The sequence below is a fragment of the Neisseria sp. MVDL19-042950 genome (genome assembly GCF_030504625.1).
Lineage (GTDB): Bacteria > Pseudomonadota > Gammaproteobacteria > Burkholderiales > Neisseriaceae > Neisseria.
In genome coordinates, this window is the sequence record NZ_JAUKWH010000008.1 from 15,207 (window position 1) to 27,440 (window position 12,234).

At 50.7% G+C, this 12,234-nt stretch carries 10 protein-coding genes; 7 read left to right on the plus strand and 3 right to left on the minus strand.

Annotation, left to right across the window (positions count from 1 at the left end; all coding sequences use genetic code 11):
• Positions 1-54: 54 nt before the first annotated feature.
• The gene (locus Q0X97_RS08075; protein WP_302066824.1) at positions 55-681 is read right to left on the minus strand and encodes a phosphoribosylanthranilate isomerase; all 627 of its coding nucleotides are present in this window, start codon (positions 679-681) and stop codon (positions 55-57) included.
• Positions 682-976: 295 nt separating this feature from the next.
• Between Q0X97_RS08075 and Q0X97_RS08080 the strand changes: the two genes are divergently transcribed.
• The 5 genes from Q0X97_RS08080 to Q0X97_RS08100 all read left to right on the plus strand — a co-directional run bounded on the left by Q0X97_RS08080 (position 977) and on the right by Q0X97_RS08100 (position 6,803).
• A complete protein-coding gene (locus Q0X97_RS08080; RefSeq protein ID WP_302066825.1) occupies positions 977-1,444 on the plus strand; it encodes an MliC family protein in 468 nt (155 codons plus the stop codon).
• Between the two features lie 297 nt (positions 1,445-1,741).
• Positions 1,742-2,974, plus strand: a complete 1,233-nt coding sequence (gene gltS, locus Q0X97_RS08085) for a sodium/glutamate symporter (protein WP_302066826.1) — start codon at positions 1,742-1,744, stop codon at positions 2,972-2,974.
• 99 nt (positions 2,975-3,073) lie between these two features.
• Positions 3,074-4,090, plus strand: a complete 1,017-nt coding sequence (locus Q0X97_RS08090) for a lysozyme inhibitor LprI family protein (RefSeq protein WP_302066827.1) — start codon at positions 3,074-3,076, stop codon at positions 4,088-4,090.
• Positions 4,091-4,497: 407 nt separating this feature from the next.
• Entirely contained in the window at positions 4,498-5,259 is a 762-nt protein-coding gene (locus tag Q0X97_RS08095) for a Slam-dependent surface lipoprotein (RefSeq protein WP_302066828.1), read from the plus strand.
• A gap of 131 nt (positions 5,260-5,390) precedes the next feature.
• A complete protein-coding gene (locus Q0X97_RS08100) occupies positions 5,391-6,803 on the plus strand; it encodes a surface lipoprotein assembly modifier (protein WP_302066829.1) in 1,413 nt (470 codons plus the stop codon).
• Positions 6,804-6,875: 72 nt separating this feature from the next.
• Here Q0X97_RS08100 and Q0X97_RS08105 read toward each other — a convergent pair whose 3' ends face one another.
• The gene (locus Q0X97_RS08105) at positions 6,876-7,718 is read right to left on the minus strand and encodes an RnfABCDGE type electron transport complex subunit B (RefSeq protein WP_302066830.1); all 843 of its coding nucleotides are present in this window, start codon (positions 7,716-7,718) and stop codon (positions 6,876-6,878) included.
• Between the two features lie 379 nt (positions 7,719-8,097).
• Positions 8,098-9,618 (minus strand): YfcC family protein, encoded by a 1,521-nt coding sequence (locus Q0X97_RS08110; protein ID WP_302066831.1) that lies wholly within the window; start codon positions 9,616-9,618, stop codon positions 8,098-8,100.
• A 547-nt stretch (positions 9,619-10,165) separates the two neighbouring features.
• Between Q0X97_RS08110 and Q0X97_RS08115 the strand changes: the two genes are divergently transcribed.
• Positions 10,166-11,599: an NAD-dependent succinate-semialdehyde dehydrogenase gene (locus Q0X97_RS08115; protein WP_302066832.1), complete on the plus strand. Its 1,434-nt coding sequence runs from the start codon at positions 10,166-10,168 to the stop codon at positions 11,597-11,599.
• Between the two features lie 80 nt (positions 11,600-11,679).
• Entirely contained in the window at positions 11,680-12,153 is a 474-nt protein-coding gene (locus Q0X97_RS08120; RefSeq protein WP_302066913.1) for a YchJ family protein, read from the plus strand.
• Positions 12,154-12,234: the final 81 nt, after the last annotated feature.

Consider the following 12,234-nt stretch of genomic DNA (forward strand, 5'->3'; position numbering starts at 1 on the left):
GATAAAACGGCAGATTGCCATTACCGGTGCGTGCCCGACCCAAGCTCCGTTTGTTTATATTTTTGACGGCTGCCGCACATTTTGTATGAACGCCGCCATTTTTTCGGCGGATTTTACGCCGGCCACGCTTTCCACGCCGCTGGAAATGTCAACAATTTGCGCGCCTGTGATTCTAACAGCTTCCGCCACATTTTCGGGAGTGAGGCCGCCTGAAAGTATCCAACGGTCGTTCGATTGCCCGGAAAGCATGCGCCAGTCGAAACTCTTGCCCGTGCCGCCGTATTCGCCGTCGACATGCGCGTCAAACAATACCGCGCGCGCGTCGGGAAACCGCCCGCAGGCCGTCTGAATATCTTCCGCACTCCGCACCCGCACCGCTTTAATGTAAGGCCGCTCGAACCGGCGGCAGAACTCGGGCGTTTCATCGCCGTGAAACTGAATCACGTCTATCGGCACCTGCGCCAAAATTTCGCGGATACGCGCTTCCGTTTCGTTCACAAACAACGCCACCACGCTCACGAACGGCGGCAGCGCGTCCACGATTTTCCGCGCCTGTTCGACGGTAACGAAACGTTTGCTTTTCTCGTAAAACACCAGCCCTACCGCATCCACGCCCAATGCGGCGGCGGTGCGGGCATCTTCGGGGCGGGTAAAGCCGCAAATTTTAGTACGGATTTTCATGTTTTGGTTTTCAAATTGCCGGCAACAGGGCGATTCTAAAAAATTAAAACGGAATTGGCTATGCAAAACTGACATCCGTTTACATATCCGATAAAAAGCCGAAGGCCGTCTGAAAAGTTTCAGACGGCCTTTAGCATGATTTTTCATTCCGTCCGGCAGAAAACAACAGCTTACCGCCGGATAGGAAAATTCTCGTTAAACCGCATTGCCATAAAATGCCGCCGTAACTAGCATATCATCCGGCACATAAGCCGATATGTAGATGTTTTTTATATTTTATAAAAGGAATATATCCATGAAAGCCAGCGCATTGATTTTATCCGTTGCAGCAGCCTTGACTACCGCGGCCTGTGTGGTTCCCTATGACTACGATCACCATCACGAGCGCGAACGCCACCATGAGCGCGGCTATGACCGCGACGACCACTACGACCGCGACCGTTACGATCACGACCGCCGCCGCGAACGCCGCGACGAGCGCAGCAAAGAACGCCGCGAGCGCAACATCCGCGCCGCCCGTTTCGAATGCCGCAACGGTTTGTATGTGAATGTCCGTCCCCTCGGTTCCGACCGCATCGAATTACGCTTGGACGACAAACGTTCCGTGCTGAACATCGCCCGCTCGGGTTCCGGTTCGCTTTATACCAGCAGCCGCGGTTTGTTCGGCAACCGTACCGAATGGCATCAGAAAGACGGCAGCGCCATCTTCAACTTTACCGATCCGTACGGCAACCGTGTGGAAACAACCTGCGCCGCTCTCTAAATAGAGGCCCTTTTCCTGCGAGGCCGTCTGAAAACCTGTTTTCAGACGGCCTTTTTAATGCCGCCGCCCCTGCTTACAACGAACTACTTTGTAGCTCCGCCTTGTTCTCACCGTGAAACAAAGCACCTTTTTCCATTGCCTATTTGATGAAAAATGTTTCACAAATCAAAAACATTCAATCTTTGACAAACCTTAACTATTCCCCTAATATTTCTCGCTTGGTCCTGATACGGTTAGATACAACCGGCATAGCCAATTGAAGAAAAACAAGTTTTGGTACTTTAGGAAGAAGAAACTATGGAATGGGTCTTTAACAGCTATTACACCCTGATTGCCGCCACCATTGTTTTGCTGGTCGGCAAAGTCATGGTCAACAAAATCAGATTTTTGCAAAATTTCAATATTCCCGAACCCGTGGCCGGCGGCTTGGTTGCCGCGATTATCCTGTATGCCCTGCATGCCGCTTACGGAGTCAGCTTCAAATTTGAAAAACCGCTGCAAGATGCATTTATGCTGATTTTCTTTATCTCCATCGGCTTAAGTGCAGACTTCTCCCGCCTGAAGGCCGGCGGCCTGCCCTTGATTGTTTTCACCGCTATCGTCGGCACCTACATTGCCGTCCAAAACGCCGTGGGCGTAGGATTGGCAACCGCTTTAGGGCAAAACCCGCTTATCGGCCTGATTACCGGTTCGATTACTTTAACCGGCGGCCACGGTACGGCAGGCGCGTGGGGGCCTGTGTTTGAGAGAGAATACGGTTTGGCCGGTGCCACCGGTTTGGGTTTAGCCAGTGCCACTTTCGGTTTGGTTGCCGGTGGCTTGATCGGCGGTCCGGTTGCCCGTCGCCTGATTAACAAAATGGGGCGCAAACCGTTGGACGGTGCGGCAATCAAAGCAACGGAACATGACGACAATACCGCCCAAAATACCGACGATGTTTTCGAACATCCTGCTCAAACCCGCTTGATCACAGCTTCGTCGGCTGTCGAAACGCTGGCCATGTTCGCAGCATGTTTAGCCTTTGCGGAAATTATGGACGGCATCGATAAAGAATACTTATACGACCTGCCCAAATTCGTTTGGGCCTTGGGCGGCGGCGTGATTTTGCGCAACATCCTTACCGCCATCTTCAAATTCAATATGTTCGACCGCGCCATCGACGTATTCGGCAATGCTTCACTGTCGCTCTTTCTGGCCATCGCCTTGTTGAACTTGAAACTGTGGGAGCTTTCCGGTTTGGCCGGCCCCGTAACCATTATTTTGGTTGTGCAAACTATTGTAATGGTGCTATATGCAACTTTCGTAACTTATATGTTTATGGGTCGCGACTACGACGCGGCGGTATTGTCGGCAGGCCATTGCGGTTTCGGTATGGGTGCCACACCCACCGCCGTAGCCAACATGCAGTCGATTACCGAACGTTTCGGCCCTTCCCATAAAGCTTTCCTGATTGTGCCGATGGTAGGTGCGTTTTTCGTAGATTTGATCAACGTTGCCATTCTCACCGGTTTTGTAAACTTCCTCAAATAAACGGCAAGTAAACTAAAAAGCACCTGCGACACCTTACCCGCCGCAGGTGCTTTTGCTATGATGCCATCTGAAACACATCAACCAGCCCAAAGGCGTATTATGCTAAAAAAATTACTCACTTTAACCCTGATTGCCTCGGCCTTGAGTGCCTGCGGTAACGAAAAACCCCAACCCGAAAACAAACTGCTTTGCGACAGCCCTGCCGTTGTTCAAAACGTCCGCATCAACGTTCAAGAAATCATCAAACAGGAAGCGCAAAACTTCGCCCGCTCCGACACCCGCCAATTTGTCGATGCCGATAAAATCATTGCCGCAGCCACCCAGCTCTCTATTTCTCTAGAGAATCCCGTACAGGAAACCAATGACGGCACGCCGGTATGCAAAGCCAATCTGAATATTAAGATTCCCGGCGAGATTTACGATACCGCCCAAACCAACAGCCCGCTGCTTTACGGCGAACGCTCTATCGAAAAATTAGTGCAAAGCCGCATCAACGGCACCCCGCTTTCCCACGACAAAGGCACATTCTCGCGCCCCTTGCGTTACACGCCTTCCGCCGCCGACGGGCAAACCGCCGTTAATTACGAAGATAACGCCCTCACCGCCACCGCACAAACCATCACAACCGCCCTATTGCCTTACGGCATCAAAAGCCTGCTGATGATTAACGGCCAAGCCGTCAGCCTTGAAGATGCGCTGAAACCGAGCCAGCCGCTCCCGGAACCGCCCCAAATCGATCCGCTGGACATTCTTGAAAACAATGCCGCCAGTGCAGCCGTCGCATCCGTTCTGCCGGATATTCCCGCTCCCGAAGTGCTCACGCCCGAAACCCGCCCCAGCGATATCCGTTTTTCGGCCAACGAATTGGAGCAGGCACGCAGCAACAATCAAGCGTCCAACAATGAAATCAACCGCATATGGAACACCATAGACAAATCCGTGCAAAGAGAGCTGCTGGAAGAACAACGCGAGTGGATTCAAAACAAAAACCTCAACTGCCGCCGTGCAGCCGCCCAAGCGGAAACCACTTTGCAGGCCGAATACCTGCAACTTCAATGCGACACCCGCATGACGCGCGAGCGCAGCCAATACCTGCAAGGATATTCGATTAACTAACCGGCCCGGTGCCGTTGCGAAGAGGCCGTCTGAAAGCATTCAGATGGCCTCTTTGTTATGAAATTGTAAAGCACGAAATTTTAACGTCCGGTTACACCAACCCTCTTTTAGCAAGGCTTCCGAAAGCACCCGAATGAAAACCGCCTATAAATTTCCATTCATCATTGAAACAAAATTGCGTATCCCTTCTATTTCTTCCCTCAAATTAAACGATTGCTTTTCAATCTTTGCAATATTTAAATATCTACTAATTCTTACCTAAGTTACGCTCCCTAGAATAACAACTGAAAACAATAGGTATGCAGGCATTTAAGCACAACATGTTTTCCCGATGCATGAACGCCTTCCCAACCGTGCCTGCTACCTATTGTTCCTACTACCTATCGGTTATCATCAAGGAGTTCGATATGAAAATTAATATGCAGAAAGCCACCGTAGCAATTTTAGCCGCTATCTTAGCTTCCGGTGCCTACGCCGGCAATTACGGTTACGGCGAAGCAGATGGCTACTGGGTGCCCAACGACCACGTAAAACCTTACAAAAAACACAAAAACAAATGGGGCAAACCCGCTTCTGAAGCCGAAGGTGAAAAAGTAATGAAAAATGCCGCCAGAAGATCCGGCATCCATTACAAAGACCTGAAATATTATTCAGCCCGTGCCGACAGAAATGGTGTTAAAACCATTCACGCCAAAGACCGCTACAGTGGCGAACATTTGGGCCGCTATGCTTTCAAAACCATTAAGAGCGGCGGTTCGGAGGTTTACTTCGGCGAGTGGGTAGGTAAAGAATATGCCAAAGGCACTAACCGTGGTGTTTACTATGTCGGCGACAAACGTGCAACCTACGTTCCGCATTCCGGTGTAGCCACTTATGCCGTTAAAGGCATTAACAACTACAGCGGCGGCAACCTGATGTCAGGTACATTGCGTGCCGACTTCGGTCAGAAAACACTGGTTGGCTCTATGAAAAACTCTGCGGTACACATGGACATCCATGCGCATATCAAACCTCATAAAGCCTCCTTTAAAGGTCATGCACGAGCCAACGGCCACTACGGTAAAACCGAAGGCCACTTCTTCGGACACGGAGCTTCCGCTCTGGCCGGCGTAGCCAAGTTCAAGACCAACCGTCATCTCGACACCGCTTACGGCGGCGTGAAAAAATAATGAAACATTCGGCGGACATTAGTGTCTAACGAAAAAAAGGCCTGCACCCGCAGGCCTTTTTTAAGTAATCGACAACGCTGTTGACTGTTGATTTTTTAACTTTAACTTTTTACTTCAGTAAGCAGGCACCTATGTTAAAAAAATCAGTTTGGTTGTGGTTGGCCGTCAGTTTTTCCGCTTTTGCCGAAGACAATACCGCGCAACGGCTATGGCAAAACACCCGTCAGGCCGTGCAAGGGCAGGAACGGAAAGTCCATGAAAACGAAACGCAGGCCGACACCGCTTTAGATCCTTCCGCTCAACCCGGCGAAGAAGATGTGGGCGAACGCCTGTTTATCGCCGTCAACCACAGCAACTGGCCCGAAGTGCGCAAACTGCTGGCGGAATACCGGCGGCAATCCGAATACGATCCCGACATCGCCCTCTTCGCCCAAGCTGCTTTGGCCCGTGCGGACGGCAACTGGAACGCGGCCAAACGCGATTACGAAACACTGCTGAAACGCCAGCCCGATTTTCTGCGCGGCCGTCTTGATTTTGCGCGTTTGTTATACGAAGGCCGTCTGAATCGGGAAGCCACATCCGAATTCGTCAAACTTCAGCAAGAGCCGCTGCCCGAAGCGGTAAAAGAAAACATCGCCTCGTTCCAAGAAGCCCTGAAAGAGCGCGAAAGCTGGCAAGGTTCGGTTTCTATCGGTGCGATATGGAACGACAACATCAACGAAGGTTCCAACGGATATGTGTGCCGGCTAGAAATCGACGGCGAATGTTTTGACAGCGCTTCCGGCGAACCTTCCATAGAAGCCGGCGGCATGAAGTATGAAGCCGCCGCAGTCAGACGCTGGCAAGTAACCGGCCACCACGGCGTATTCGTGCGCGGTTTAGGCTATGGGCGCGTTTACCGCAACCACACGCCCTACAACGAACATACCGCCAGCATCAGCACCGGCTACCAATTTGAAAACGCCCGCCATACCTTGGCCGTAGCCCCGCTGTTCGAGTGGAACAGCAAAGGCAATAAAACCAACAATCGCGCCTACGGCGTGCGCGGCGAGTGGAATATGGATCTCGACAATTGGTCGTGGAACACCGAAGCGGAATGGAAACATTTGGATTATGCCAACAAAGAAACCCTGCTCGACGGCTCGTTGGTTTCCGTATACAACACCCTTTCTTACATTCCGCGCGGCGACCTCATGGTTTACGTCGGCCTCGACTGGCAGCAGCGCAAAACGAAAGACGATACCGACTCCTACCGCCAAACCTCCGCCCGCGTAGGCATGGCAAAACTGTTTTCAGCCGGTTTCGATACCTCGTTAAACGCCACGTTCAGCCACAGAAGCCATAAAGCGGAAAATGCCATACTGGAAAAACGCCGCCGCGAAAACGAGCAGACTTATTTCTTAAACGTCGGCGCGGATCGTTGGAAAATAGCGGGCATGAAACCGGTATTGACGTTGAAACACCGCCGCATCAACAGCAATATCGATTGGCTGTATAACTCCAAACAGAACGAAGTAAGCATCTCTTTAACCAAAAACTTCTAAGCCTGCCCGATTTGTCGAAGAGGCCGTCTGAAAATATGATTCAGACGGCCTCTTCACTCTGTCGCAACCCATTTATTTGGCGGCTTTGGCTTCCTGAGCCGCTTTATATTCCCGCAGATACGCCAGTGCGGCGGTTTTTTCTTCTTCCGTGCCGTAACGCAAATCACGCTGGGCGCGGCGGAACGTAGCGCGTTCTTTCGCCTCTTCGAGCTGTTTGGCCTGATAAGCCTCGCGGTTGGCAGAAGTTGCCCGCTGGGTTTGCTGTGCCTGCGCCCGCGCCATCGCTTGCGCAATCAGGTCGGCGGGGTTAAACGCCGGCTTGGGCGAAGCAGGCTGTGCGGTTCGGCTTTGCAAACGTGCTTTGGTGGCGGCTTCGCGTTCGGCAAGCAACGCGCGGCGTTCGTCGGCATCGCGCCGTTTGCGGATTTCATGCCACTCGTAACGCCGCAGTGCATGGGCAGATGCGGCGAAGCGGGGTTCGGCACACTGCTCCGAATCGTGCAGCAACGGCAGATAATCCACTTCGACCGGCTGCATATGGATGCAATCCACCGGACAAGGAGCCACACACAAACCGCAACCCGTGCATTCGTTGCGGATAACGGTGTGCATCTGTTTGGACGCACCCATAATCGCATCAACCGGGCAGGCGCGGATGCAGGCCGTGCAACCGATGCAGGCGGCTTCGTCTATCCACGCCAATGCCTTTTCCTGAATATTGGTCGGAGCCAGCGGTGCCTTGCCCAACAGCCCCGCAATATCCAACATCACTTCCTCGCCCCCCGGCGCGCACAGATTGACCGCCGCCTCACCCGCCGCCAAGGCTTCGGCATAAGGCAGACAGCCTTGATAGCCGCATTCGCGGCATTGGGTTTGAGGTAAAAGTTTATTGATTCTGTTAACGGCGATATTCATTGAAACGGCTTGGTATCGGAAAAGTGCTTATTTTAACAGATTGGTACCGGTTTTTATGAATACCCATCAATACGGCACACTTAAGTAATAAGTTTCATTCCGAATATAAAACATTCCCTTTACTTAAACTCTGCTTTAAAAAAGAACCGGAACATCAAAATCCGGCAAAACAGTATATTTACTGTTCAACCCTTGCCGCTCCGGTTTTGTTTTTCCTTCTTTCCCATGCTTCTTGTTCATACAGACATTCGGGCATCAAACGCCTTTCCGTATCAATATGAATGATTGTTTTTACAATACTGCACAAACCGCAAGGTTACTTTGGCCGCCGAGACCGAAGTACCCTTTTACATTCAATATTTATTTAATTTTTATACCCTTATGTGTAAAGATAAACCTGAATAAGCAACAACACCGAACCGATTATCAGGAGAGCGCCAATCATAGGTGAAACAAACTTCACCCATTTATTAAACGGTATATGCAACATTTGTAACGTTACCAACACCAATCCCGTCGGAGCCAGAAAAAGCATCGCGTATTGCCCCCAGTTATAGGCCGACACCACAATATGTCTCGGGATGCCGACGGCATCTGCAAGCGGTGCCATAATCGGCATGGAAAGTACTGCCAAACCGGAAGAAGACGGCACAAACAAACCGAGGAAAATAAACACAACCAATTGAGCCAAAATAAATATGCTGCTTGGCATTCCGGCAACAAGATCAGACAAATAAGCCAAAATAGTATCTGAAACCATACCTTCTTCCAGCACCAAGTTTACCCCTCTGGCCAAGCCGATAATTAACGATACCGCAACAAGTTCCGATGCCCCTTTGGTAAAGGCGTTAACGATTTCATCTTCGGACAGCTTGGAAATAAACATAATAATAATGGCAAGGGTTAAAAATGATGCGGCCATTTCAGGGAACCACCAGCCTCCGGCCATCACCCCCCAAATCATTATTGGAAAAGCAATGCAGAAAATACTGAGGATAATTTTTCTTCTGGTACTGAATTCAAGATTTTGGTTTGCCTCATCGTGCTTAATATAACTTTGGACAAATTCTTCTCTTTCCGTATAAGTATAAGAAAAGGTCGGATCTGCCTTGAGTTTTTTACAGTACCAGTAAAGATAGGAAATTACGCACGCCGTACCTAAAACCAATCCGACGGCTCTGAATCCGATTCCTTCTGTAAACTGAATACCTGCCGCATTGGAGGCAATGACCACTGAAAACGGATTAACGGTAGAAAATGCCGTTCCCATAGAGGAAGCTAAGAAAATCGCACCGACACAAACAATGGCGTCATAGCCCAACGTTAAAAAAACTGGTACAAGAATCGGATAAAAAGCAACCGCTTCCTCTTCGATGCCGCAAGTAGTTCCACCAATGGCCATCAAAACGCACACACTGAAAACGATAAAAAATTCATTGCCTTTAGTTCGTTTGGCAAGGGCGGAAAGTCCCGCATTGAATGCTCCGGTTCTGTTTATCACACCGATCATGCCGCCAAGTACAAAAATAAACACCATCACATCCGCCGCTTCAATGGTGCCGTGAACCATACTGATTGCTATGTCTTGCAAACCTTTCGGATTTTGTTCAACCCTTTGGTAAGAGTTCGGAATCGCAACCGGCTTCCGGATGGTGCCTTCCGTAAAGTTTTTAAGGTCGATCTTGATATTCAGACTGTCTAACGATTCTTTGGTCGCCGGAAGATGCCGGTCTGCTTGTTGATAGGTTTTAACGACAAAATTATTATTACCCGAATCATAAGTCAATTTAGAATAAGAGCCCGCCGGTATGATCCAAGTGAGCCCGACGGCAATAATCAATATGAAGAACAAAATAGAAAATGCTGTGGGGAATTTAAATCTTTTTCTCATGCTCATCATAAACTCCTTTCATACGGCAAAATTTAAATAAATATGGCCGGACATCGAAGCCTTCTTCCAATGCAAAGATATGCTTGTTTAAATGCATCCCTTATTCCTCTGAAGAAATAATGATTCAATATCGGATACTCTTTACTCTTTCCATCATTCCTGTACCCGCCTTGCTGTTGACGGTAGCGGCAATACCGGATGACGCACCATGAACAGTATCTTTGCCCGTATGTCCAACAAAATTCGTTACGCCCTTAGGCTCCGTAGAACCCCGGCCAAACGCCATCCTGCCGATAACATCAAGATGCCCTTTCACAATCGCTTTTTTTATTTAGTCTGCCCCGATTTATATAAAGTTGCCGAACATCAGCAGTAATAACGAGAAAATCCACATCATTTTTTTTACGTTGCTTTTACTCGAACCGGTTTTTTTACCGTTTTGCAGGCCGTCTGAATAAAATCTTTCAGACGGCCTGCAAAACAATTCCAACCCGTAGATTTAAAAGCCTGTTGGTTATATTATCTCCATATACCGCCCAACGAAGGAGGCAGAATAATGAAAACCATTGAGCAATTATTACAACATCCCGATGTCGTCTTTTCACCCACGGCAAACGGTATCGCCGTACACAACCCTGCCACCGGCGACACGTTGGCCTATGTCAAAACCACCTCGCCAAACCGTCTGAACGAATTGATCGAACGCGCCGCCTCAGCCCAAAAACAATGGGCGGCCCGAACCGCTCTGGAGCGTGCCGATATTTTGTGGCGTTGGTACGCCTTGATGAAAGACAACAAAGAAAACCTCGCCCGTCTAATGACGATGGAACAAGGCAAACCGCTTGCCGAATCTCGCGGCGAAATCGATTACGCCGCCTCGTTTATCCGCTGGTTCGCCGAAGAAGCCCGCCGCATAGACGGCGATATCCTCACCCATGTGAAACACACGCAAAAACTGCTAGTGGTTAAACAGCCCATCGGCGTTACCGCCGCCATCACGCCGTGGAACTTCCCCGCCGCCATGATTACCCGCAAAGCCGCACCTGCGCTGGCCGTCGGCTGTGCCATGTTGGTAAAACCTGCCAGCCAAACGCCTTTAAGCGCCTACGCCCAAGCCGTGCTGGCTTATCAAGCGGGCATTCCGAAAGATTTGTTTGTGATCGTGAGCGGCAAGGCGGCCGAAATCAGCGATACTTTCGCGCAAAACCCGCTTATCCGTAAAATCAGCTTTACCGGCTCCACCGAAGTGGGCATCCAAATTTTCCGCAACAGCGCGGAGCACATCAAAAAACTGAGTTTGGAGCTGGGCGGCAACGCACCGTTTATCGTGTTTGATGATGCCGACTTGGAAAAAGCCGTAGAAGGCGCGTTAGCCAGCAAATTCCGCAACAGCGGCCAAACCTGCGTGTGTACCAACCGCCTGTACGTACAGGCGGGCGTATATGAAGAATTCTGCCGCCGCATTTCCGGCAAAGCGGCCGCACTCAAGCTGGGCAACGGTTTGCACGAAGGCGTGCGGCAAGGCCCGCTGATTGACGAAAAAGCCGTCCGCAAAGTGGAAGAACATATCGAAGACGCTTTGTCCAAAGGTGCAAGCTGTCTTACCGGCGGCAAGCGCAGCAGCTTGGGACGGACGTTTTTCGAGCCGACCGTATTGCGCGACGTTACCGCCGACATGCTGGTGGCGCACGAAGAAACTTTCGGCCCGTTATGCCCGATTTTCAAATTCGACACCGAAGAAGAAGCCCTCCGGCAAGCCAACGATACCGGCTTCGGCTTGGCCGGCTATCTGTTCACCAGCGACACCGCCCGCCAATGGCGCGTGGCCGAAGCGCTGGAATACGGCATGGTCGGCATCAATACGGGCATCATCAGCAACGAAGTCGCCCCGTTCGGCGGCGTGAAAATGAGCGGACTCGGACGAGAAGGCAGCAAATACGGTGTCGACGAATATCTCGAAATGAAATACATGTGTCTCGATTTGAGTTAAGCCCGCACACTGCCGGAGGCCGTCTGAAAACATTGTTCAGACGGCCTCGTATCCTCCCTACAATCATCAAACCACCTACCATGCCGTCTTCACAAAACTGCCCCTGCCAATCCGGCAAACCCTACGCCGACTGCTGCGCCCCCTTTCACGAAGGAACGCAGCTCCCGCCCACGGCCGAAGCCCTGATGCGTTCGCGTTATTGCGCTTATGTGCTGCACGATATCGATTACATTGTCGCCACCACCGTGCCCGAACAGCAGCCGCTGCTGGATAAGGCCGCCATGTCGGAATGGAGCCGTAACACGCAATGGCTGGGTTTGGAGGTGCTGAGGCATATTCCGAATATCGGCAAACACCACGCCCAAGTGGAATTCAAAGCCTATTTTGAAGAAAACGGCGGCAGGCAAAGCCATCACGAACTTTCCGCTTTTGTGAAGCCGCACCGACGCTGGTATTTCATCGACCCCACCGTGCCGCTTCCTACCATGAAACAGCCGTGCATTTGCGGTTCGGGTAAAAAATTCAAACAGTGCTGCGGCCGCTTTTTCAAATAGCCCTGCCGCCGCCGAGCCGTTCGGCGCGAAAATCTTTCTTGCAAAAAAATCAGGCCGTCTGAAACTTTATTGTTCAGACGG